This window comes from Leifsonia sp. Root112D2 (genome assembly GCF_001424905.1).
In the GTDB taxonomy this organism is placed as follows: domain Bacteria; phylum Actinomycetota; class Actinomycetes; order Actinomycetales; family Microbacteriaceae; genus Root112D2.
Genome location: NZ_LMCU01000001.1, coordinates 2,481,509 through 2,504,756, shown reverse-complemented (window position 1 = coordinate 2,504,756; position 23,248 = coordinate 2,481,509). Strand labels below are relative to the sequence as shown.

The following is a 23,248-nucleotide window of genomic DNA, read 5'->3' as shown; positions in this document are numbered from 1 at the left end:
GGCCCTTCGGCAAGCTCAGGGCACGGTAGCGCTAGAACCAGAGGGCGAGCTCGCGGGCGGCCGACTCGGGCGAGTCACTGCCGTGCACCAGGTTTTGCTGCACCTTGAGGCCCCAGTCGCGGGCGAGGTCCCCGCGGATGGTTCCGGGAGCGGCGGTGGTCGGGTCCGTCGTGCCGGCGAGCGAGCGGAAGCCCTCGATCACGCGGTCTCCTGCAACGCGGATCGCGACGATCGGGCCGCTCTCCATGAACTCGACGAGCGGCTCATAGAAGGGCTTGCCCTGGTGCTCCTCGTAGTGCTGTGAAAGCAGATCACGGTCGGCCTGCAGCATCCGCAGATCGACGAGTGCATAGCCCTTGGCCTCGATGCGGCGCAGAATCTCTCCGGTCAGACCGCGGGCCACGCCATCCGGCTTAACCAGAACGAGGGTTTCTTCGACGGGTGTGCTCATGTGGGGTTCTCCGTTTCGATGGGTGTTTCAGGTGGCGCGGGAGGCGTCTGGCGATCCAGCCGCGCTCCCGTGATCATGCAGTATGCCCAGAGGGCGGTGAAGATGATGCCGACAATGAAGAGCATGCCGACGAGAAATCCGGATGCGATCACGATCAGCTGCAGTATCCAGCCGACCACGAAGCCCCAGCGGTAGCGCAGCAGGGCGATGGTGACCGCCATCGCCACCACCATGGCCGCTCCCCCGCCGAGCGCCCACGCGGCGGGTGCCGCCTTGAGTCCGAAGATGACGAGTGCACCGAGAAAGACGATGATGACCTCAAAACCGAGCACGATGGAGCCAAGGCTCTGCTGCACCGAGCGCCGAGCCGGAGGCCGGGCACGCACGCGACCCTGCGCCGCCATCAACTCTCCTTCCAGCCGCGATCCTCGGCGATGGCCATGGCTTCGCCGGTGAGCACGATGGAGCCCGTCACGACTACCGCGCGGCGCGGCGCGGCACCCGCCCAGGCCCGTGCGTCATCGAGAGCGCTGTAGAGGTCGTCGTATTCGAAGGTCATATCGGGCCTGGTCCAGTGCATCACCCGCTCGGTGAGATCTTCGTGCGAGAGCGCGCGGTCGCTGCGCGACTGCGTCACATTGAATCGCGTGACAACGGGGGCGAGTTCGTCGACGATGCCGTGTGCATCCTTGTCGGCGAGAACAGCGAGTACGACGACGATCTCGTCGAAATCGAAGTAGGTCTTGAGCGCGGCGGCGAGCGAGGCCGCCCCGCTCGGGTTGTGGGCGGCATCCACGAGCACGGTCGGGTCGGTGCCGACGAGCTGCAGGCGCCCCGGCGAGGTGGCCGTCGCGAACCCCTCCTCGACCAGGTCATGCTTCAGCGGCTGTGTGCCGCGCCCGAGAAACGACTCGACGGCGGCTACGGCCACCGCGGCGTTCTGCGCCTGATGGTCGCCGTACAACGGCAGAAACAGTGCCTCGTAGGTGCCCGCAAGCCCACGCACCGTGACCAGTTGGCCGCCCACCGCGACATCCGTCGACACCACATCGAAGGCCACACCCTGCACGGCAAGAGTGGACTCGCTCAGTTCGGCAGCACGCTTCAACTCGGCCAGCGCCTCGGGCGTCTGCACGCTACTGACCACATCGGCCGCCGGCTTGATGATGCCCGATTTGGTGCGGGCGATCTCGGCAACCGTGTTGCCGAGTCGAGCCATGTGATCGAGCGAGATCGGAGTGAAGACGGCAACCTGACCGTCGCCGACATTCGTCGAGTCCCACTCCCCGCCCATGCCCACCTCGATGACCGCGACGTCAACCGTCGCGTCCGCGAAGCACGCAAACGCGAGCACGGTCATGACCTCGAAGAAGGTGAGCCGCACCTGCCCTTCCGCCTCGAGCGCGGCATCCGTCATCTCTATATACGGTGCGATGTCCTGCCAGTTGCGGGCCAGCGCCTCATTGCTGATCGGCGAGCCGTCGATCATGATGCGCTCGTTGAAGCGCACCAGGTGTGGGCTCGTGAACAGGCCGACACGCAACCCGTATGCACGCAGGATGCTCGCGGCGATGCGACTCGTACTCGTCTTGCCGTTCGTACCGGTCACATGAATGATCGGGTAGGCGCGGTGCGGGTCGCCGAGCAGCTCAACGGCACGGCGGGTGGCGTCAAGCCGGGGCTGCGGATTCGCCTCACCGAGACGCGTCAGCAGCGTCTCGTAGACGGCGTCGCCTGCGGCGGTGAAATCGTCTTCCTGCGGTTCGTCAGTCATGCGAATTCCCTTCTGCGCGCTTCACAGCGACGATCAAGCGTCCGCGATTGGCGAACTGTTGTGCCTCGAACTCCTGAGCGAACACCCCGGCTGCGAGCGACGGCTCGACCGATTCGGCAGCCGCCGTGATGCTGAGTTCCACCGCGAGAGTCTCACCGGCGATGTCTACCTCGGCGGCCGACGCGACCGCCGCGGCATCCGACTCGTCGAAGAAGCTGAGCGAAAGTTGGATGCGATCGCTCACGTCAAGCCCCGCGGCCTTGCGGGTGTCCTGCACCGCGCGGATGACGTCGCGAGCGAGCCCCTCCGCCTCCAGTTGCGGCGTTGTCGTCGTCTCCAGCAACACGAAGCCACCGGCCTCGAGCAGCGCGAGAGCACCGCCTGCCGCACCCGCGTCAAGCACGAGGTCGTACTCCGACGGCTGCAACGCGATGCCCCCGGCGGTAACGACGCCGTCGGACTCGGACCAGTCCCCCGCACGCGCGGCCTGGATGACCCGCTGCACGTCTCGACCGAGACGCGGACCAGCCGCGCGCGCGTTGATCGTCAGTTTGCTCGTGATGCCGTATTCGCCGGCGCTCGAGTCACCGAGCTCGACCAGTTCGACGGCCTTCACGTTGAGTTCATCGCGCAGAATCGCCTCAAACGGTGCGAGCGCCGCGGTGTCTGCCACCACAATCGTGAGCTGCGCCAACGGCAGGCGAACACGCAGGCCGGCCTGCTTGCGCAGGGCGAGAACGGTGGAACTGATCAGCCGAACCCGATCCATGGCTGTCACGAGTGCGGAATCCGCGGGGAACGCCTCGGCCTCGGGCCAGTCCGTCAGGTGCACGCTGCGGCCGCCGGTGAGCCCCTGCCAGATGCGCTCGGAGACGAGCGGCAGCAGCGGAGCGGCCAGGCGGGTGACCGTCTCGAGCACGGTGTACAGCGTGTCGAAGGCCTCGCGTGCTGGATCGCTCGCATCGGCGCCTGAGCCCGTCGACGGGGCAACCCCCACCCAGAATCGGTCGCGCGAGCGTCGCACGTACCAATTCGTGAGCACATCGGCGAAGTCACGCAGCTTGGCCGCGGCCATGGTGCTATCGAGTGCCTCAAGATCGGCTGTCACGTCGGCGACGAGGTCGCGCGTCTTCGCCAGCAGATAGCGGTCGAGCACGTCGGTGGAATCGGTGCGAAGCACCGCCTCGTATCCGCACGCATTCGCGTACAGCGAGAAGAAGTACCACGTGCTCCACAGCGGCAGCATCACCTGTCGTACGCCCTCACGGATGCCCTCTTCGGTCACCACCAGGTTGCCACCGCGCAGAACCGGGCTGGACATGAGGAACCAGCGCATCGCATCCGAGCCATCACGGTCGAATACCTCGTTCACATCGGGGTAGTTGCGCAGCGACTTGGACATCTTCGCGCCGTCGCTGCCCAGCACGATGCCGTGGCTGATCACGCGCTTGAAGGCTGGACGGTCGAAGAGCGCCGTCGAGAGCACGTGCAGCAGGTAGAACCAGCCGCGGGTCTGTCCGATGTATTCGACGATGAAGTCGGCGGGGCTGTGCGAGTCGAACCACTCTCGGTTCTCGAACGGATAGTGCACCTGTGCGAACGGCATCGAGCCGGAGTCGAACCACACGTCAAGCACATCCGGGATGCGCCGCATGGTGGATGCCCCGCTCGGGTCATCCGGATTCGCCCGGGTCAGCTCGTCGATATACGGGCGGTGCAGATCGGGCTCGCCGTCGGCGTTGCGCGGCAGCACCCCGAAGTCGGTCTCGAGCTCGGCGAGCGAGCCGTAGACATCCGTGCGGGGAAAGTCGGGGTTGTCGCTCTTCCACACCGGAATCGGGGAGCCGAAGTAACGGTTGCGGCTGATCGACCAGTCCCGTGCGCCGGCGATCCACTTTCCGAATTGACCGTCCTTGACGTTCTCCGGCACCCAGTCGATCTGCTGGTTGAGCTCAACCATGCGGTCGCGAAATTCGGTGACACGCACGAACCAGCTGGAAACCGCCTTGTAGATGAGCGGGTTGCGGCAGCGCCAGCAGTGCGGGTAGGAGTGCTCGTAGCTGGCCTCGCGCAACAGCCGGTCGTTCTCCCTCAGCAGCCGGATCAGCGGCCGATTGGCCTCGAAGACCTGCAGGCCCGCGACATCGGTGACCGATGCGAGAAAGCGCGCCCCCTCGTCGACCGAGATGATCACGGGAATGCCATTGGCCTCGCAGACACGCTGGTCGTCTTCACCGTATGCCGGGGCCTGATGCACGATTCCCGTGCCCTCGCCCGTCGAAACGTAGTCGTCGACGAGGATGCGCCAGGCGTTCTCGGTGCCGTAGGTGTCGGCATCCGCGTAGTAATCCCACAGCCGGTCGTAGCTCACACCCTCGAGCTCGGCTCCGGTCACGCTGCGCGAGACGGCCGCGACGGCCTCCTCGACGCTGTCGTAGCCGAGATCCTTCGCGTAGTTGCCCACGAGCTCGGCCGCGAGCAGGTATTCGGATGCCTCGGCCCCGTCTGCGGCCCCGTTCGGCCCCGCAGGCACCACGGCATACTCGATGGCCGGCCCGACGGCGAGCGCCAGGTTCGTCGGCAGAGTCCACGGCGTGGTGGTCCAGGCGAGCGCCCGCACGGCGGTGAGCCCGAGCGCTTCGGCCTTCTCCCCCACCAGCGGAAATGTCACCGTGACGGTCTGGTCCTGGCGCATCTTGTAGACATCGTCGTCCATGCGCAGCTCGTGGTTGGAGAGCGGCGTCTGGTCGCGCCAGCAGTACGGCAGCACGCGGTAGCCCTCGTACGCGAGCCCCTTGTCGTGCAGCTGCTTGAACGCCCAGATCACGCTCTCCATGTAGTCGGTATCGAGCGTCTTGTAGTCGTTCTCGAAGTCGACCCAGCGTGCCTGTCGGGTGACGTACTCCTGCCATTCCTGCGTGTAACGCAGCACGGATTCGCGGGCGGCGGCGTTGAACGCGCCGATGCCCATCTGCTCGATCTGGCTCTTGTCGGTGATGCCGAGTTGCCGCTCGGCTTCCAGCTCGGCGGGCAGACCGTGCGTGTCCCAGCCGAAGCGACGGTGCACGAGCTTGCCGCGCATCGTCTGGAAGCGCGGAAAGAGATCCTTCGCGTACCCGGTGAGCAGGTGCCCGTAGTGCGGCAGCCCGTTGGCGAAGGGTGGGCCATCATAGAAGACCCACTCGGGCGCGCCCTCGCGGTTGTCGATGGATGCCTGAAAGGTTGCGTCCTGCTTCCAGAACTCCAGCACCTCGGCCTCGATCGAGGGAAAGTTGGGAGACGGTACGACGCCCGGCGCCTGGGCGTTCGAGTCAGAGTCTGAAGACTTGGGGTACGGCATGTCTCTCCTGGGCAGGTCAGCAATCTGCACGAGGACGTCATCCGGAGAAAACGGATGCCGCGGTACCACCCCGCTTGCCGCTCTCGATCTGCGGATGCCGGCTGGCGGCATCCGGCCACCGTGAGCGACCGCTTGTTCATAGGCTCTGACGGGCCCGACCCGTTCGGTTCTACTGGGTTCAGCGCCCGCTGGCGGATGCCTCACCGTTCTTCCGAAGACTCCCCGGTGATGACCGGATCACAATCGTTACACCACATCTTATGCTCTATCCGGCCGCGGTTCGCCGAGAGAGCACACCTCTGTTTGCCGTGCTTTACGTGGCAACCATGCCGCTGAGAGCCTCTGCAGCCTCTTGGAGCAGCGCCAAGCGCTCCGTTGGCTTATCAGAGGGCGAGAGCATCGCAGTCGTGCCGAGCAAGCCCATGGCAGCCTGTACATCACTGCTGCCGAAGACAGGCACCGCGACGGATGCGAGTCCCATGCGATCCAGATCGGCCCACGCAACATGCTCTCGACGCACCCTCGCGAGTTCACTCTCTTCCATTCGTGCGGCAGCCGGCGCGAGCGCGGAGTGCACGCGAGCTATCACGCTGGGATCGGACTGGAACGCCAGGAGCACCCGCGACTGGGCGGCCTTGATCTCGAGCACGGTCCCGATGCGCACGGTGAGGACGATGGTGCCCTCACCCGCCTCTTCAACGAGCGTCACGACGGCACCCGAGCGGCCCTGAAAGCTCAGCACCGCGGTGAGTCCGGTACGGTCCGACAGCCGCCGCATGACCTCGGGAGCCAGCGTGATGATCTGTTGTCGGGTCGACACGAGTGCTGACAACTGGTCGAGCAGCGGTCCTGGCCCGAACGAGGCACTGAGGAATCCGGAACTTTGCAGCGACTGAAGGTAACGGTGCGCGGTTGTGCGATTGAGTCCCAACCGCTCTGAGACAAGCACTGGCGTCAGCGAAAGCGTGTGCTGATCGAAGAGTGCAAGCACATTCGCCGCCCGATCGATCGATTGAATCGCGCCACGATCGGTGACGGCAAGTGTGGTCATCGCGCCCCCTCATTGGTTCACAGTGCAACCGAAAATTCCGAATTATGAACATTATGCACGAGTTCGGTCACAAAACAATTTCAGGCTACCTGTGTAGACAAGCGCAACCTCTATCCGTACTATGAACAGGAATTGCACAATCCGAACAACTGAATCGTGCAACCGAGGTGCCGTTTCAAAGGAGAAAACGCATGATGCCTGCAACCCGATCCGCTTCGACGAGTACCGGCCGTCACAGCAGCGGCACGATGACGCGGCCGATAGCGGGAGTTCTCCAATGAAGGCGCGGCTTCTCTACTACGGCCGACTAGTGCTCTCGTCGTTCATTCTTTTCATCGCCGTGATCACCGTGCTCTTCTTTCTGCTGCAACTCGCTCCCGGCGATCCCGTTCAGGCGCTCGTCGGCGACGTGCCGCTGTCTGACGCATTCCGTGAACAGCTCACTGCGGCCTATGGGCTCGACAAGCCGGTGTGGGAGCGCTACTTCATCTATCTCGGCAATGTGTTGACGGGGCATCTCGGATACTCCTTCTCGACGAACGCAGAGCCCGTGCTCGATATCATCCTCAGCCGCGTGGGAAACACGCTTGCTCTCGCGATTCCTTCCTTCATCATTTCCACTGTCGGCGGCACCGTGCTGGGGTCCCTCGCGGCCCGAACCCGTAAGCGCTGGCTTGATGGCGGAATCTCGGGCTTCGCCGTCGGACTGTTCTCCATACCGAATTTCTGGTTCGGCATGCTGTTGATCCTGACGTTCTCCATTGGGCTCGGGTGGTTGCCGACCCAGGGCAAGAACGGCTTTGGTCAACCGGGGATCGGTCTGGAGTACCTGGTACTGCCGGTCATCACCATGGCCACGAGCGAACTGGCGTATAAAACGCGCATCATGCGGGCAGCAATGATCGAGTCACTGGGGCAAGACTTCATCGACACGGCACGGTCGAAGGGGCTGTCATCGCGGCGAGTGCTGTGGCGACATGCGCTGCCGAACGCGCTGCTCCCAATGGTCACGGTCGTGGGGTACAGCCTGGGATTTGTGCTCGCCGGATCGGTTCTGGTCGAGCGCGTATTCGGGTGGCCCGGCATGGGCCTCCTCTTTCTCGACGCGATCGAGCGCAAGAACAACATGGTGATTCTGGGTGTCGCCGTCATCTTGACAGTAACGATCATCGTGATCAACATTCTCACCGACATTGTGTATGGGCTGGTCGATCCACGGCTGCGTGCCCGATTCGCCCCGAAGAAGAAGGACGAGGTGACGGTCTGATGACCCAGCAAAGCGCGGTCGGAACGTCCGCTCCGCCACCAAGCGCAGCACCACCGACGGAGCCCGTTGCAATGTCTCGTGTGAAACACAGTGCTCGAGGCGGGGAGCGCGGGGCATGGCGCACGTTCCTGCGCAAACCTTCCACGCTCGTTTTCATTCCGCTGCTGGTGTTCTTCGTGCTTGTCTCAGTGATCGGGCCGCTATTCGTCACCAACCCGGTAGCGACCAGTTTCACGAAACTTCTTCCACCCGGCGGAGAACACCTACTCGGAACCGACATGCTCGGCCGAGACTACCTCGCACGTATGGTGTACGGCGGCCAGGTCTCCCTGTTGGTGGGCTTCAGCGTCGCCATATTGTGCCTGTCCTTCGGCCTCGTCATTGGCGGCCTTGCCGGCTACTACGGTGGCGCAATCGACGTGGTGATGGTCAAGGTCGCCGAGTTCTTCCAGGTGCTTCCGGGAATCGTTCTCGCACTGGTCGCTGCCGCCTTGCTCGGCTCGAACGTTTCCATCATCGTCGCGATCCTGGCCATCACGATGTGGCCGGGCGTCGCCCGAATAGTGCGGGCCGAGGCCATGCGAATCTCGCAACTCGGGTACGTCGAGTCCGCGCGCGCCGCGGGCTTCCGTGGTGTACGAATCATTTGGTCAGACGTCATCCCCAATGCGATGCCACCTGTGCTCGTGGCCACCAGCATGACGGTTGGACGTGCCATTCTCATCGAGTCGGGCCTGGCTTACCTCGGCATCGGTGACCCAAGCAGTCCCAGTTGGGGAGCACTGCTCAATTCCGCGCAGTCGTATATGCGTGACGGCTGGTGGCTTGCCGTCTTCCCCGGCTGCTGCATCTTCCTTGTCGTGCTGGCCGTCAACATTCTCGGTGATGGTCTCAACGATGCGTTCAACCCAACCGTTGGGAGGGTGAAATGAGTAGCCCGAACGAGACAACTGAAACCTCGGACAACCGCGTACCGCTCGTCGAGTTGAAGAACCTCCGCGTCATGCTGCCTACCGGGCAGCGCAGCGAAATCGAGGCTGTTCGTCAGGTGGATCTTGTGGTGCACGACGGCGAACGGGTAGGCCTCGTCGGCGAATCCGGCTCAGGCAAGTCGGTCACAGGCCGCGCCATCGCCGGGCTGTTGCCCACATCGCCGCGCGTACGGGTGAGCGGTTCGATCCGCTTCTCCGGCACCGAAATGGTGGACGCGCCGCGCACGGCGTGGGATGCCGTCCGACGCGAGCGCGTCGGCATGATCTTTCAGGATCCCCTGACGTTTCTAAATCCCACAATGCGAATAGGACTCCAGGTCGCGGAGTCGATCCCCCGTAGTCGAGACCGCGGCGATCGACGCTCCCGCATGCGCGCTGCGAACAACTTCCTGCGGCAGGCCGGATTAGAGAATGCCGAGCAGATCGCCCTCAACTTTCCGCATGAGCTGAGTGGCGGAATGCGTCAGCGGGTGCTGATAGCCATCGCCATCGCGAAACTCCCAGCGCTGATCATCGCTGACGAGCCCACTACCGCACTCGACGCAACTGTGCAGCAGCTCGTGCTTCACACACTCGACGAAACGGTCGCCGAGCTTCGCACCTCGCTGGTGTTGATTTCACACGACCTTGCGGTTGTCGCGGGGATGACCGACCGCATCTACGTCATGTACGCCGGCCGGATAGTCGAGGAAGGACCGACGGAACGCGTTATGAACGACCCACAACATCCCTACACCCAAGCGCTGCTGCGAAGCGTTCGCAGTCTCACGAACGAAGGCACGGAGTTGTACTCGATCCCACCGTCGCTGCGTCGCGAGTTCACCGCGGAGGTCCCCCGTGCTTCTTGAAGCAAAGAATGTGTCCAAGGTCTTTCGCGGAGGGCGCACTTCGACACCGGTACTGGCCGTCAGGGACGCGACGCTGCGGGCGCGTCCCGGAGAGTTCGTCGCGATCGTCGGAGAAAGCGGAAGCGGTAAGAGCACACTCGCGCGCATGCTGCTCGATCTCATCCCGGCATCGTCGGGCAGCGTGGAACTCGACGGCGTCCCCGTGGCCTCCATGTCAACGATGGAACGCACGATGTTCCGGCGCAGCGTGCAGGCGGTCCTCCAGGATCCGGCAGGATCGCTCAACCCCCGCAAGAACGTTGAGCGCACCATCAGCGAGGTGATCCGGCTTCACGCGATCGCGAAGACCCGACAAGGAATCCGCGAGAAAGTCGTCGAAGTTCTCCAACTGGTGGGCATGACGCCTGCTGAGCCATTCCTTGATCGTTTTCCTCATGAGCTCAGCGGTGGCCAGCGTCAGCGGGTGCTTATCGCCCGGGCAATCGCCCTGAACCCGCGAATAATTGTGGCGGACGAGGCCGTCTCGGCGCTGGACGCATCTGTGAAGGCAGGCGTTCTGCGCGTGATGGCCGATCTGAAGGAACAACTCGGCGTGGGTTATGTCTTCATCACCCACGATCTTCCTGTGGTCAAGAAGGTCGCCGACTACGTCTACGTCATGAAGACCGGGCACATCGTCGAAGAGGGCACCAAGGACCTCATCTTTTCGAACCCGTCTCACGAATACACCCGAACACTGCTGGCAGCATCCCCCGTACTCACATAGACGCCCTCGACGGGCGACAAACGCACCATCACCGAAGTAGATACGCACGAATAGCTCATGCAGAGAGGCAAGAGATCATGAAAATACTGAAAACACGGCGCGGCGCGATAGTCGCCGTACTTATGGCGAGTGCGCTCGCGATAACCGGATGCACCTCTGGTGGCACCAGCGGAGGCGGAGACGCCGGAGCCGCGCAGGCCAAGCGTCCGTATGTTCGCGCGGTCAATGGAGACCCCATGATCGGAGGACTCAATTCTCAGCTCACCAACGGCACCTACCCCATTCTGTTCAGTGCGCAGATCTTTGACTCCCTGATTCGCCAGTCCGCAGAAGGCAAGCTCACTGCAGGGCTGGCGACGAGCTGGAAAGTCAGCGACGACGGACTCACGTTGACGCTGGAGATACGCAAGGGTGTCAAATGGCACGACGGAAAGCCGTTCACGGCCGAAGACGTCAAGTTCAACTTCGACGAGATTGTGCCTCTGCAGGCCTATGGCGCCGAGCTCGCCAAACGCATCGGCTCGGTCGAGATCACCGGAAAGAACACGGTTGTCGTGCACCTCTCCCAGCCTTACGGTCCGCTGCTCGCGGCCGTCTCGGCCCAGTTCATGCTGCCAAAGCATCTCTATGTGGGCACCAACTACGTCACCAATAAGGCGAACGAGAACCCTATCGGCACCGGCCCGATGATGTTCGATACGTATACGCCCGGTGCGGAGATCACGCTCAAGAAAAATCCGAACTACTGGGGCGGCAAAGTCAAGGTAGACCGCGCCATCTTCCCGGTCATGGCTGATCCCAACTCTCGCGCTACCGCATTGTTCGCCGGCGAAATAGATGAGGCCACCCTGGATCAGTCGCAACAGGCTCGGGTCTCCACAGACAAGAACACCGAGCTCCTCTCGACGGGAAGCGTGCAGTACTACGAGAGGCTGACGTTCAACGCGAAGAGCACGTATCTCGAGGATGCCGGTGTTCGCCGTGCACTGTTCTCGGCATTGGACCGTCACGAATTCGTCAAGACGGCGTTGGCGGGGATCGGCACACCGGCAAACGGGTTCTTCCCCAAGTCCTTGGACTGGGCAAACAATCCCGATGTCAACTTTGACAAAGACTTTCCCTTTGACGCCGACGCGATCAACAAGACACTCGACGAGGCCGGATTCCCGCGCGGATCTGACGGCACCCGATTCACCCTGAAGGTGCTCTACATCAACACGCTTACCGATGTCGCGGCAATAGTGCAGATGGCGCAATCGATGCTCCAGAAGTTCGGCATCAAGACTCAGCTCATTGGAGTCGGAGGCGCGGTGTACAGCCAGAAGCTGTACAAGGAACACAACTTCGATCTCGCCATCGTGAGGGCCGATATCGGGCCCGACCCGAGCCTCGGCCTCTCCCCCTGGTTCGTGTGCAACAAAACGAATGCGATATCGGCCAACCCCTCGGGAATCTGCGACCCGGAGATCGACGCCGCAGCCGCCGTCGCGCTGGCCACGACCGATCAGAAAAAGCGGGCCGCAGCCTTCAAGACCATGCAGGCACGTGCCGAGAACCTGATGTATTTCGCGCCGATCGCGTGGACCAATGTCGGGTTGAACACCATCAGCACTTCGACCTGGACAGGGCGCACCAAGTCCCTGCCCATGACGGATCGTCTGCCGTGGCTGACGATGACACCGACCAAGTGAAACGCGGCGCTCACTCAATTTCGACGATCAACTGAAAGCTGAAAAGTATGAATATGCCTTTGTTCGACACACACGCGCATCTGATTTCTGATGACCCGGGTACGTACAAGCCCAAGGCTTTGCGACCCGAGCTGCCAACGCCGAAACAGCCTGACTTCACCGTCACGGTCGAAGCACTGATCACCATGATGGACGAGCACGACGTCGCCGAAGCCTGTCTCGTTCAACGGGGTCATCTCTATGGCTATGACAACAGCTATATTCTCGACTCTGCGCGAAAGTACCCCGGCCGTCTGCATCCAGTGGTGATACTTGATCCCCAGGATCCCGCTACCCCGGATCAGTACCGTGAGCTGGTCAGGAATGACAATGTGCGCGGCTTTCGCATGGCGCACACCCGGCCCTGGATCCTGGACACCGCGTGGATCAGTTCCCCGCAGTCAATGGAGATCTGGAAGGCCTGTGCCGAGCTGGGAACACCGATCACGCTGATTCTGTTCATGAACCAGCTCCCCTACCTTCTGCCGCTGATCAAAATCATTGCGCAACAGTTCCCGAACCTGCCGATTCTGCTCGACCACGGCGGAATGCCGTTCGGGATGACTCAGTACGAAGTAGGTCTCGCGAATAAGGTCGGCACGGATGTGGTGTTGCCAGGCGCCCCGCACTTCGGAATTGACCAGACAATCGCGCTCTTCGAGGAAGTACCGAATGTCTATTTCAAGATCACCGAGATCAACATGGAGCGCCTGGCCGCAGAAAAGGTGCGCCCGGCGCACCTGATGCGGCGAATGGTCGACAGCTTTGGCCCCGACCGAGTCATGTGGGGTTCCGACATCGGCCAGAGCATGCTCTGGAACTACACCGAGAAGGCCGCTATGGCGCGCGCTGCGACCGACTTCCTGACCGACGACGAGTCACGCAACTTTCTGCACGACAACGCCGCCCTGATCTACTCGGCATGAATGCCACGGCACACTCGACGCAGGTACTCGTCAAGACCGGCTGGCCGCCGCAGAGGGCCGCAGACGTCGAACACCATATTGTCTACCGCAACGAGAACGAGTTTGCTGCCTGGCCCTACTATTGCGGCCTGTGGAAGACCGCTGACGGAAGTCTCGTCGCCGGCTTCAAGCGGGTGCCGAGCAATTACGAAGATGTCAATCACTACAACCTGGTGCACGCGCCCGGTGAGATCGTCGTCATTCGCTCAACCGACAATGGCAGAACCTGGGACCAGGACTCAATCGTCTCGGTCTTCGACATGTCCATTAAGGAAGAAAAGGACTTTCCCGGCGGCGAGGCCGCGGACTGGTCGAATTTGCCGCCACTAGATTTCACCAGCCGCGACACGCTGGTCATGGGTGGCGGAATCCCCACGCTCATGGGTGGCGGCGACCATCGTGCCGCATGGATTCGCGCATCGACCGATGGCGGTCGCACGTGGCGTGCACACAACGTGCTGCCCAACTGGGACTTCCCGGGTGTCTCCATGCCTGGTACGTCCATGTACTCGGTGCGCGACGACGGGGTAATGCTGTTCGGTGTGCAGGCGTGGGCGCCGGGCGCGCAAAGCCCGCTGCTCGTCGTATACGCCAGCCCCGACGGCGTTCAGTTTCTTCATCTCGGCGAGATAGTCGAAGAGACGCCGAAGTCCGCGTACTGGCCGGGCGGCCGCTTCGCCTCTGCACAACACATCTACCCGCGGGTAGTGGTGCTCAAGGATGGCCGAGTACTCGCTTCGGTGCGCTACGAACGTGATCCACGCGGAGTCTTCTGGGTCGAGATCCACGAAAGTCTCGATGGCGGGCGCACGTGGCATTGGCTGAGCCGCGTCAACGACTGGGGGGCTCCGGGCGACCTGGTTCCGATGAGCGACGGCCGTCTCGTTTGCGTCTACGGCTATCGCCTTCAGCCGAATCCGGGCATCCGGTATCGGGTGAGCGAAGACCAGGGCAGAACGTGGGGACAGGAAATGATCCTGCGCGATGACGGCGGAAGCTGGGATCTCGGCTACCCCCGTGTCATCGAAATCGAACCCGGCCTATTGCTGACTCATTACTGGATCAATCTCAAGAACGACCGCATCGATGTGAACGGGGGCGTGCGCCACATCGCGTGCACCATCTTCACACCGTGAATGCAGAGAGACAGGAGAACAACCATGAGAATCACCAGAAAACGGACCGGCGCAATAATCGCCGTGTTGATGGCGAGCGTGCTCGCACTATCCGGGTGCTCCGCGGGAGACAGCGGCAAGCAGCGCGCGTGGGTAGGCGTAGTGCATGGCGACCCGATGAACTTCGGGCTGAACGCGCAGCTAGCCGTCGGAACGGCGCCGCTGCTCTTCAGTGCACAGATCCTGGATCCGCTCATCTTTCTGTCGGCTGACGGCAAGTTCAGCCCGGCGCTGGCAAAGAGCTGGAAACTCAGCGACGATGGCCTCACGCTGACACTGCAGATACGCCAGGGCGTGAAGTGGCACGACGGCAAGCCGTTCACGGCCGAAGACGTCAAGTTCAACTTCGACGAGATAGTGCCCTTGCAGGTCTATGGCGCCGAGCTCACCAAAAAGATCAGTTCGGTCGAGATCGATGGAAAGAACACCGTCGTCATTCATCTCACCGAGCCGTATGGTCCGCTGATTGCCGTCGTCTCGTCTGAGTTCATGCTGCCGAAGCACATCTACGAGGGCACCGATTATCTCACCAACAAGGCGAACAAGAAGCCCATCGGCACCGGTCCGATGATGTTTGACACGTACACTCCGGGCTCGGAGGTGGCCCTCAAGAAGAACCCCGACTATTGGGGCGGCAAGGTCAAGGTAGACCACGCCATTTACACGGTCATCGCCGACGGAAACACCAGCGCAGAGGCCCTCTTCGCCCGCGAGGTTGACGAGGTCGTCCTAGACCCGGCTGCCCAGGCTCGCGTTTCCAAGGACAAGAACACCAAGCTTCTTGAATCCGGCTCGTTCCCTCAAGACGTGCACATGATGTTCAACGCGAAGAACAAATATCTTGCGGATCCTGCGGTGCGCCGGGCCGTGTTCTCGGCGATTGACCGCAAGGCTCTCGTGAAGACGGCGCTGGCCGGTCTGGGAACACCGGCGAAAGGCTTCTTCCCCCCGTCGTTGGACTGGGCGGTGAACCCGGACGTTAATTTCGACACTGACTTTCCATACAACGTCGATGCAACCAACAAGGCTCTCGATGAAGCTGGCCTCAAGCGCGGGCCCGACGGTACCCGATTTACCATCAAGGCTCTCTACATCACCGCGCTACACGACATCGTGTCGGTCGTCGAGATGGCTCAATCAATGCTCCAGAAGGTCGGGATCAAGCTCGAACTGAACAGCGTGGGCGGCGCAGCCTATGTGGACAAGTTGTACAAGCAACACGACTTCGATCTCGCATTCGTGAGAGGACCGATCGGGCCCGACCCCAGCCTGGGCATCGCCAACTGGTACGAATGCAACAAGGCTGGGGCCATCGGCCGCAACCCTTCGGGAATCTGCGACCCTCAGATTGACGCCAACGCGGCCGCCGCGCTTGCTACCACCGACCAGTCGAAGCGCGGCGTCGCATTCAAGGCGATGCAGGCTCGCGCGGAAGAGCTGATGTTCTACGCGCCGCTCGCCTGGTACAACGGCGCATTCCCCACCATCAGCACGGCGAATTGGAAGGGTCAGGATGCGCCACGCGTCATGGCAGAGCGCCGCCCGTGGTTGACGATGACGCCTGCACAATAGCGCCCCGATCCGCTCTGCTCAACCCACCGAAAGAGGAACATCGATGATTCGTACCTTCGCCCCGCCTCATCCAGCCAAAGACGTCGACCACACGATCGTGTATCGCCGTGACGACGAGTTCTGCGCCTGGCCATACACGATGGGTTTTTGGCAAACGGGCTCCGGCGAGCTCGTCGCCAATTTCATGTCACTGGATGCTGATTACAGCGACGCCGCGAAGGTCAGCCACGATCTTCTCGGAGAGCGCGGCGGCCGCGCGAGCCGCATGGTCACGGTGCGGTCGCTCGATCGCGGACAGAGTTGGGGTGATCCCGAATTCGATGCATATCCGCGCGTATCCGCGGCGGAATCCGGCGAGCACTCCGACCTGTCGCGATGGGGCCCGTTCAACTTTCTGGACGGCGATGTGCTGGTGGGCAACAGCAGCACCGACTTCGGCAAACCGGAGTCTCGCGCGTTCGTTCGGGTGTCGAAGGATGCCGGAGCCAATTGGACGCCGGCCGCCGAGCTACCCCTCGACGGGCTGCATTCGCTCTCGGCCATCAATTCGGCGACGGTGCGGCCGGATGGACGCTGCCTCCTGTTCCTGACGTTGGTGAGCGAGGACGGATGGAACCGCAGGCCGTTGGTCTACGCGAGCACCGATGACGGCACAGGGTTCCACTTTCTCTCCTTCATCACGCCGAAGGAAGATCCCTACGCGGCCGCGGAAGGAAGCTGGAAGAGCACCTATCGCTTTGGTGGTCACCGGTGGTTCTATCCACGAGGCACCATGCTGCCCAGCGGACGCATCCTGTGTACCCTGCGCTGCCAGCGCGATCCAACCGGTGTCATGTGGAGCGAGCTCTACTTCAGCGATGACGGAGGACTCACGTGGGAATTTCTCTCGCGCATCAATGACTTCGGCGCTCCGGGCAGCCTCGTGGCGATGGAGGACGGCCGCCTGGTCGTTGTCTACGGTTATCGCCTGAAGCCGTACGGCATTCGAGCCGTGGTGAGCGAGGACGACGGCGCGAGCTGGGGGCCCGAGATCATCGTGCGAGATGACGGCGGAAGCTGGGACCTGGGGTATCCCAACGCTTTCGAGGTAGAGCCGGGAAAAATCGGCGCTCTCTACTACTTCAACAGTCGGCACGACCCGCTGCAGGCCAACGGTGGTGTGCGTCACATCGCACGCAGCATCTTCGTTCTGGAATGATCACCCGGTTGCTGTTCGTTCACACTGCAATTACTCTGTTCGAACTGTGAACTCGTTGAACCAACTGAACAGTCGATTGAATTTCAGCTTTCCTGAGTAGACAACCCCAAGCAGTATCCGTACTATGAACTTAAATTGCATAATCCGAACACAAGGAGGTTCTCGGATGCCCATCATCGATGATGCGCTTATCCCCACAGCCACGCTCGACACAGTTGCCCGTCTTCAGCGACAGGGAGTCCTGAGATGAGCGCGAATGGAAAAGCCAGACGCGTGCTCGGCGCTGCCGCGCTGCTGGTGACATTCGGCCTCGCCGTCACCGGTTGCACTGCCGGAGGCTCCCCGGCTCCGGCAGGAAACAATACCGGCGACGCAGGCACCCCTCGTTCCGGAGGCGATCTGAAGGTTCTTCTCGAAGCCTCGTTCGCGGGCAACTGGCAGACCGGGCTGGATCCGGCAACCAGCAACAGCGTCTCGGCGAACCTGCCGCAGTACACGTCGACTTTTGGCGGTCTTTTTCAGCTGAATGCCGACAAAGATGGAAAGAATGCACGCGTCGAGGCGAATCAGGCCGAGAGTTCCTCATACTCCAAAGACGGTCTCGTCTTCACGCTGAAGCTTCGCAAGGGAATCACGTTCTCCGACGGCAGTCCCCTGAACGCCGACGCAGTGCTTTGGAACTGGATCCGGGACCTGAGCTCGGGCTCCACCGGCGTTCCGAATCTCGTCCTCAATCGCACGCTCACCCCCGCCAAGATCAGTGACCAACTCAGAACAAGCATCATCAGCGCTCTGCCGGCGGACTACGACAAGGTCGCCGTGGAACAGCTGTTCGGCGCCATCCGCGTGGTAGACGATCTCACCATTGAGATTCACTTCGCCGCGGTCAACGGTGCCTTCGTCAACGGCTTGCCGGGCATGAGCCTCAACTGGATGGCCTCGCCGACGGGCTATGCGAAACTCGGCGCGCAGAAGTTCAAGGAGGAGCCGATCGGTGCGGGGCCCTTCATCATCGTCAGTGACACGATGAGCCAGAAGTTGTCCCTCAAGCGCAACCCCCACTATTTCAAGCCGAAGTTGCCCTACCTCGACACGCTCTCGTTTCAGGCGGTAGCCGGTGACCAGGTCTCATATCAGACCTTGCAGGCCGGGCAGGCCGGCGCGATTGAGGGCCTCGGCTCGGTGCCGCTGATCACCCAAGCGCAGCATGACCCGAAATTGAACGTCGTCATAGATCCACCGACATCACCGTACGTGGTGCAGCTGAACACTCGGATCGCGCCATTCAATGACGAGCGTGCCCGCGAGGCAATCTACTACGCCACCGACTACGACCCGATCAACAAGGGACTGTTCAAGGGACAGGGCGATCCCAGCCAGTCGTTCACGGCCTCTGGAGGTCTTTTCTATAACCCGAAGGTGCCCAACTACCGCACATATGACCTCGCAAAGGCCAAGGCCCTCGTCAAGGAGATCGGTGGTCTGACGGTGAAGCTGGATGCCATCAACAGCCCGGTCGCGATCGCATTCGTGCAAGCGTTGCAAACCCAGTGGACCAAGGCCGGCATCAACGTGAGCCTGAGGACCCAGGCACTCGGTGACACCATCACAACGTTCAAGAGTGGCCAGTGGACGGCATATCTGCAGACCGCCGGCGCGTTCGATCCCGCAACCGGCATCGGAGTCACGGCCCGTTTCGGTTCGCTCTCGCCCTACAGCGGCGCCCCGCTGCCCAAGGGCGCAACAAGCGCTGCGGACGCCAAGAAGAGAGGACTGACGACAAAGCTCGATGACGTTCTCAACCAGGCTCAGGCAACAGTCGATCCGAGTAAACGCGACACCCTGTACAAGGAGGCCGCGCAGATCATTTCAGACAACGCCTACGGGCCATTCGGATTCGCGTTCTCGCCGGCACAGGTCGTACGCAAGGGAGTCCATGGTCCCGGCCTGACTACGCCGATACCCGGTCTCGCTGTGCGCTCTGGGGTGCTCTATGACCAGGTGTGGGTGGCGCCCGAGTGACAAGTTCCACACTCAGTCTGGCTATCCGGCCCGAGGGGCGCTCATCGCTCCTCGGCCGGGTGACCGGCTCTCCCTTGGTGCGCTTGGTGGTCAGACGGCTACTCATCGCGATCCCGGTTCTCTTCGTGATCAGTGTGCTCGTCTTCGCTTTGCTGGCAGCGATGCCGGGAGACCCCGCACGCAGCCTGGCGGGGATGTCCGCCACCGAAGAACAGGTCACAGCCCTTCGCGAGAAAATGGGCCTGGATCGGCCCCCCATCGAACGCTACTTCTCCTGGCTGTTCGCTGTCTTCCGCGGTGACCTTGGCCACTCGCAAGTCAGCGGGCAATCGATCAACAGCCTTCTCGCCGAGCGCCTGCCCGTCACGGTGGAACTCGTTGTTTTGGTGTTCGTCGTCTCACTCCTCATATCGGTGCCTGTCGCATTGCGCGCCGCACGCAAGCCCGGCGGCATCTTCGACCGCGTCGTCATGGTTATCTCAATGCCCGTGCTTGCGATTCCGAACTATGTGATCGCGCTCCTGCTCGTGCTGGTATTCGCGGTCTTCCTGCGGATGCTGCCCGCACTGGGGTATACGCCCTTGCAGGAGGGGTTTGTTCCCAACCTGCTCTCAGTGACCATGCCCGTGCTTGCCCTGGCCATTCCGCATGCCTGTTTCTACACACGATTCCTCCGGGGCGATCTCGTGCAGCTGATGAACTCGGCGGACTACGTGGAGACGGCACGCGCCAAAGGCGCTGGCCCCTGGCGGGTTCTCTGGCGTCACGCTTTCCGCAACTCCTCGTTCGGATTGATTACCCTCGTCGGGCTCAACATCGGTGGCCTGATCGGCGGCACGGTGATCATCGAGCAGATCTTTGCCATGCCTGGCCTCGGAATGCTGCTTCTGGAAGCCGCCCGCTCACAAGACACCGCCGTTGTGCAAATCTGCGTCTTCATCTTCGCGGCGGTAGCCGTTCTAGCCAATCTCGTCGTCGACCTGATGTACGCCGTTCTCGATCCAAGGATTCGCTATGGCAGTCGCTGACGCCTCCATCGCCCCCATTCTCACTCCGACGATCAAAGGAATGAGAGGGGCGAACGTGCGTCACCGCCTGGTCGTATGGATTCCCGCGGGTTTCGTGCTGCTCATCCTGGTGGTGTGCTTCATCGGCCCGTTCGTGCTCCCCCTTCCTGCACCGATCGGCGGCAGCGTGTTGGACAGCTCGCTGCCACCTGGTTCGCCGGGGCACCTTCTGGGCACGGATGTCAATGGCAACGACATCCTGTCGCGACTGGTCTACGGCGGCCGTTCCTCCCTCTTCGTTGCAATCGCGGTCAATGCCATCGGTCTGGCGATCGGGGGTGGGCTGGGGGCGATTTCCGCATACATTGGCGGCCGAACCGACTCGATCATCATGCGGGCTTTGGATATCGTGATCGCGTTCCCCTCGCTCGTGCTGATCATTGCGATTGCACAGGGGCTCGGCCCGAGCGTCACGACCACCATTCTGGCGTTGACCGCGTTCAGTATTCCCGCCGTAGCGCGCCTGGCGCGCTCAGCGACCCTGGGCGTCACCAGCATGCCGTTCATTCCGGCAGCCGAACTCAGCGGGAGCCCCGCGTGGCGAGTGTTGCTGCGCCACATCGCTCCGAACATCGCCCCGCAACTGCTCAACTTCACGATGTTGGGCATGGGTATCGCCATCGTGGCTGAGGGTGCTCTGAGCTTTCTCGGTCTGGGCATCCCCCTGCCCGATCCGAGTTGGGGAAACATGATCTACGAAGGCCAGCAGGCGTTGACCGCAGCACCGCTCCAAGTGCTGTGGCCAAGTGTCGCCTTGTGTCTGACGGTGCTGTCGTTCAACCTGCTCGGCGAGAACATACGAGACGAGAGAAGCAGCCGATGAATACGCCGGCGACAATGACCAACGTCGCAGCCCTCCCCGAAACGCGTCCCCGAGCCGTACTCACGGTGAACGATCTGCGGGTGACCTTCTCGCGTGCGGGCACGCCAGTGCATGCCGTGAACGGATTGAGCTACGAGGTCAAGGCGGGTCGCACGCTCGCGATTATCGGTGAGTCCGGCTCGGGCAAGTCGGTGAGTGTTCGTGCACTGATGGGCTTGCTTCCCCCGAGTGCGTTCGTCACGGGGTCCGCCAGGCTCGGCGAGACCGAACTGATCGGCATGAGCGAGAAGGCCATGCGCCTCATTCGCGGGAGCGATATCGCGATGGTGTTCCAGGATCCCGCGCGGTCGCTCAACCCGACGATGAGCGTCGGGGCGCAGATCGGTGAAGCGATCCGCATGCACGTTCGCATCGATCGCAAAGAGGTCCAATCCCGCGCGGTGGAACTGTTGAAGATGGTGAGAATGCCCGCCGCGGAGCGCCGCTATCACGAGTATCCGCACCAGCTCTCCGGCGGTATGCGTCAGCGCGTCATGATAGCCATCGCGCTAGCGGCAAATCCGAAGGTCCTGATCGCGGATGAAGCGACGACAGCCCTGGATGTCACCACGCAGGCCCAGATCATGGAGCTTCTCGTCGATCTGCAGGAGCGGCTGGGCACGGCAGTCGTCATGATCAGTCACGACCTTGGGCTCGCCGCCAGCTACGCCCACGACGTGATGGTGATGTACGCCGGCAAGGTCGTCGAACATTCGGAAACGACAACCCTCTTCCGCAACGTACGAATGCCATATACCAAGGCACTGCTGGAGGCGATCCCGCAACTGGATGTGCCGCCGCACACAGAACTGACGGTCATCGGCGGGCAGCCACCGAATCTCAGCGCCCTGCCTGTCGGTTGCGCCTTCCGTTCCCGGTGCAGTCGTGCGACAGATCACTGTGCAATCCAACCGCCGTTATCGGAGCACGAACCGGGTCACAAGTATGCGTGCTGGAACCCTTATCTCGCGCCGAGTAAAACGAATGCCGGTACCCCGACCGGTGTGCCGACGAACAACGGGAGCTTTTCGTGACGAGCGTTGATCAGATGCCGATACCCACCATTTCGGCACAGGGCGGACCTCTGCTATCGGTGCGTAGGCTCGTTCAGGATTTCGTCAGCCGCGGTCCGGGCGGCATCAAGTCCGGCGTCGTTCACGCGGTGTCGGATGTCTCGCTCGATCTCATGACGGGCGAGACCCTCGGGATCGTCGGCGAGACGGGATCAGGAAAGACCACGCTCGCTCGCTCGATCATCCAACTTGAGCGACCGCGCACCGGCGAGGTCATCTTCCAGAACGAGAATCTGGTGGGCATGACGAAGCGGCAGCTGAAAAAGGCTCGCGCAAACATCCAGATGATCTATCAGGACCCTTTTGGGTCGCTTAACCCCCGCTGGCGCATCGAGGATGTGGTGGCAGAGCCGTTGCTTGGCCACACTCGCATGAACCGTGCCGCGCGACGCGCAAGAGTGCGAGAGCTTCTCGACCTGGTGGGCTTGAATCCCGACATCTACCTGCGCCGCCGTCCCATGGAACTCTCCGGCGGTCAGGCTCAGAGAGTGGCGATCGCTCGCGCCATCGCCTTGAACCCCAAGATCATCATTGCCGACGAGGCGGTCTCGTCACTGGACGTGCTCATTCAGGCGCAAGTGATCAACCTGTTCGACAAACTCCGCGTCGAGCTCGGGCTGTCGTATCTATTCATCGCTCACAATCTTGCGACGGTGAAGCTCGTGAGCGACCGGGTCGCTGTCATGAATCTCGGCCAGTTGGTCGAAATCGGACCGTCAGAGGATCTTTACCGCGCGCCCCTGCACCCCTACACCCGAGTATTACTGGACTCGATCCCCGGGCTGGACCCAGAAACGGGTATCGCACAACGCCCGGTGCCTGTGCAGGGCGAACCGCCTTCTCCGCTGGACCCGCCCAGCGGCTGCCGTTTTCGCACGCGGTGTCCTCGCGCCGAGAGCGTGTGCGCCGAGGTTGCACCGCAACTCATCGAGCACCGTCCGGGGCACTCGGCCGCCTGTCACTTTCCGCTCGACGACCCGGCGACGATCTCGGTCGAATCCCTGCGCGCATCCATTCACCGCACATCCGGACCAGCCGAAACGGCACGCACGACCCCCGTCGCGCACAGCGATGTGGCACCCCACCTGCAGTAGG

Annotated in this window: 19 protein-coding genes; 14 read left to right on the top strand and 5 right to left on the bottom strand. The window is 62.2% G+C overall.

Going from position 1 to position 23,248, the window contains the following annotated elements; all coding sequences use genetic code 11:
• Positions 1-31: 31 nt before the first annotated feature.
• The 5 genes from ndk to ASC63_RS11615 form a co-directional block, all read right to left on the bottom strand.
• A complete protein-coding gene (gene ndk / locus ASC63_RS11635) occupies positions 32-451 on the bottom strand; it encodes a nucleoside-diphosphate kinase (protein ID WP_055813394.1) in 420 nt (139 codons plus the stop codon).
• Positions 448-855 carry a DUF4233 domain-containing protein gene (locus ASC63_RS11630; protein ID WP_055813390.1) on the bottom strand — a complete coding sequence of 136 codons (408 nt, stop codon included), beginning with the start codon at positions 853-855 and terminating at the stop codon, positions 448-450. Before ASC63_RS11630 ends, ndk begins: the two co-directional genes overlap by 4 nt.
• Complete coding sequence (locus tag ASC63_RS11625) at positions 855-2,225, bottom strand: bifunctional folylpolyglutamate synthase/dihydrofolate synthase (protein ID WP_055813387.1); 1,371 nt, start codon at positions 2,223-2,225, stop codon at positions 855-857. Before ASC63_RS11625 ends, ASC63_RS11630 begins: the two co-directional genes overlap by 1 nt.
• Entirely contained in the window at positions 2,218-5,565 is a 3,348-nt protein-coding gene (ileS, locus tag ASC63_RS11620; protein WP_055813384.1) for an isoleucine--tRNA ligase, read from the bottom strand. The genes ASC63_RS11625 and ileS overlap by 8 nt, the downstream gene beginning before the upstream one ends.
• A 313-nt stretch (positions 5,566-5,878) precedes the next feature.
• Positions 5,879-6,616, bottom strand: a complete 738-nt coding sequence (locus ASC63_RS11615) for an IclR family transcriptional regulator (protein WP_055813381.1) — start codon at positions 6,614-6,616, stop codon at positions 5,879-5,881.
• A gap of 277 nt (positions 6,617-6,893) precedes the next feature.
• Here ASC63_RS11615 and ASC63_RS11610 point away from each other — a divergent pair, with 277 nt between their 5' ends.
• The 14 genes from ASC63_RS11610 (at position 6,894) to ASC63_RS11545 (ending at position 23,247) form a co-directional block, all read left to right on the top strand.
• Positions 6,894-7,883 (top strand): ABC transporter permease, encoded by a 990-nt coding sequence (locus tag ASC63_RS11610; protein WP_055813378.1) that lies wholly within the window; start codon positions 6,894-6,896, stop codon positions 7,881-7,883.
• Between the two features lie 71 nt (positions 7,884-7,954).
• Positions 7,955-8,815: an ABC transporter permease gene (locus ASC63_RS11605; protein WP_055813376.1), complete on the top strand. Its 861-nt coding sequence runs from the start codon at positions 7,955-7,957 to the stop codon at positions 8,813-8,815.
• On the top strand, positions 8,812-9,723 hold the full coding sequence (locus ASC63_RS11600; protein ID WP_055813372.1) for an ABC transporter ATP-binding protein: 912 nt from the start codon (positions 8,812-8,814) through the stop codon (positions 9,721-9,723). The genes ASC63_RS11605 and ASC63_RS11600 overlap by 4 nt, the downstream gene beginning before the upstream one ends.
• Positions 9,713-10,489, top strand: coding sequence for an ABC transporter ATP-binding protein (locus ASC63_RS11595; protein ID WP_055813369.1), 777 nt, complete (start codon positions 9,713-9,715; stop codon positions 10,487-10,489). The genes ASC63_RS11600 and ASC63_RS11595 overlap by 11 nt, the downstream gene beginning before the upstream one ends.
• Positions 10,490-10,566: 77 nt before the next feature.
• Entirely contained in the window at positions 10,567-12,180 is a 1,614-nt protein-coding gene (locus tag ASC63_RS11590; protein WP_082487548.1) for an ABC transporter substrate-binding protein, read from the top strand.
• Between the two features lie 53 nt (positions 12,181-12,233).
• Entirely contained in the window at positions 12,234-13,145 is a 912-nt protein-coding gene (locus tag ASC63_RS11585) for an amidohydrolase family protein (RefSeq protein WP_200936863.1), read from the top strand.
• Complete coding sequence (locus ASC63_RS11580; RefSeq protein WP_055813360.1) at positions 13,142-14,320, top strand: sialidase family protein; 1,179 nt, start codon at positions 13,142-13,144, stop codon at positions 14,318-14,320. Before ASC63_RS11585 ends, ASC63_RS11580 begins: the two co-directional genes overlap by 4 nt.
• Before the next feature lie 24 nt (positions 14,321-14,344).
• A complete protein-coding gene (locus ASC63_RS11575; protein WP_162242896.1) occupies positions 14,345-15,931 on the top strand; it encodes an ABC transporter substrate-binding protein in 1,587 nt (528 codons plus the stop codon).
• Between the two features lie 43 nt (positions 15,932-15,974).
• Complete coding sequence (locus ASC63_RS11570) at positions 15,975-17,129, top strand: sialidase family protein (protein WP_055813354.1); 1,155 nt, start codon at positions 15,975-15,977, stop codon at positions 17,127-17,129.
• 246 nt (positions 17,130-17,375) lie between these two features.
• On the top strand, positions 17,376-19,151 hold the full coding sequence (locus tag ASC63_RS11565; RefSeq protein WP_082487543.1) for an ABC transporter substrate-binding protein: 1,776 nt from the start codon (positions 17,376-17,378) through the stop codon (positions 19,149-19,151).
• Positions 19,148-20,179: an ABC transporter permease gene (locus ASC63_RS11560; RefSeq protein WP_082487801.1), complete on the top strand. Its 1,032-nt coding sequence runs from the start codon at positions 19,148-19,150 to the stop codon at positions 20,177-20,179. The genes ASC63_RS11565 and ASC63_RS11560 overlap by 4 nt, the downstream gene beginning before the upstream one ends.
• A complete protein-coding gene (locus ASC63_RS11555) occupies positions 20,166-21,041 on the top strand; it encodes an ABC transporter permease (RefSeq protein ID WP_055813348.1) in 876 nt (291 codons plus the stop codon). Before ASC63_RS11560 ends, ASC63_RS11555 begins: the two co-directional genes overlap by 14 nt.
• Positions 21,038-22,114, top strand: a complete 1,077-nt coding sequence (locus ASC63_RS11550) for an ABC transporter ATP-binding protein (protein WP_082487541.1) — start codon at positions 21,038-21,040, stop codon at positions 22,112-22,114. Before ASC63_RS11555 ends, ASC63_RS11550 begins: the two co-directional genes overlap by 4 nt.
• Positions 22,111-23,247, top strand: a complete 1,137-nt coding sequence (locus ASC63_RS11545) for an ABC transporter ATP-binding protein (RefSeq protein ID WP_235492218.1) — start codon at positions 22,111-22,113, stop codon at positions 23,245-23,247. The genes ASC63_RS11550 and ASC63_RS11545 overlap by 4 nt, the downstream gene beginning before the upstream one ends.
• Position 23,248: the final 1 nt, after the last annotated feature.

Bases quoted from the DNA above. Each gene is read 5' to 3' on its own strand.
- ASC63_RS11625 (WP_055813387.1), bottom strand. From the start codon at position 2,225: ATGACTGACGAACCGCAGGAAGACGATTTCACCGCCGCAGGCGACGCC.
- ileS (WP_055813384.1), bottom strand. From the start codon at position 5,565: ATGCCGTACCCCAAGTCTTCAGACTCTGACTCGAACGCCCAGGCGCCG.
- ASC63_RS11610 (WP_055813378.1), top strand. From the start codon at position 6,894: ATGAAGGCGCGGCTTCTCTACTACGGCCGACTAGTGCTCTCGTCGTTC.
- ASC63_RS11570 (WP_055813354.1), top strand. From the start codon at position 15,975: ATGATTCGTACCTTCGCCCCGCCTCATCCAGCCAAAGACGTCGACCAC.
- ASC63_RS11630 (WP_055813390.1), bottom strand. From the start codon at position 855: ATGGCGGCGCAGGGTCGCGTGCGTGCCCGGCCTCCGGCTCGGCGCTCG.
- ASC63_RS11580 (WP_055813360.1), top strand. From the start codon at position 13,142: ATGAATGCCACGGCACACTCGACGCAGGTACTCGTCAAGACCGGCTGG.
- ASC63_RS11575 (WP_162242896.1), top strand. From the start codon at position 14,345: ATGAGAATCACCAGAAAACGGACCGGCGCAATAATCGCCGTGTTGATG.
- ndk (WP_055813394.1), bottom strand. From the start codon at position 451: ATGAGCACACCCGTCGAAGAAACCCTCGTTCTGGTTAAGCCGGATGGC.
- ASC63_RS11565 (WP_082487543.1), top strand. From the start codon at position 17,376: ATGAGCGCGAATGGAAAAGCCAGACGCGTGCTCGGCGCTGCCGCGCTG.
- ASC63_RS11590 (WP_082487548.1), top strand. From the start codon at position 10,567: ATGAAAATACTGAAAACACGGCGCGGCGCGATAGTCGCCGTACTTATG.
- ASC63_RS11550 (WP_082487541.1), top strand. From the start codon at position 21,038: ATGAATACGCCGGCGACAATGACCAACGTCGCAGCCCTCCCCGAAACG.
- ASC63_RS11615 (WP_055813381.1), bottom strand. From the start codon at position 6,616: ATGACCACACTTGCCGTCACCGATCGTGGCGCGATTCAATCGATCGAT.
- ASC63_RS11600 (WP_055813372.1), top strand. From the start codon at position 8,812: ATGAGTAGCCCGAACGAGACAACTGAAACCTCGGACAACCGCGTACCG.
- ASC63_RS11585 (WP_200936863.1), top strand. From the start codon at position 12,234: ATGCCTTTGTTCGACACACACGCGCATCTGATTTCTGATGACCCGGGT.
- ASC63_RS11555 (WP_055813348.1), top strand. From the start codon at position 20,166: ATGGCAGTCGCTGACGCCTCCATCGCCCCCATTCTCACTCCGACGATC.
- ASC63_RS11605 (WP_055813376.1), top strand. From the start codon at position 7,955: ATGTCTCGTGTGAAACACAGTGCTCGAGGCGGGGAGCGCGGGGCATGG.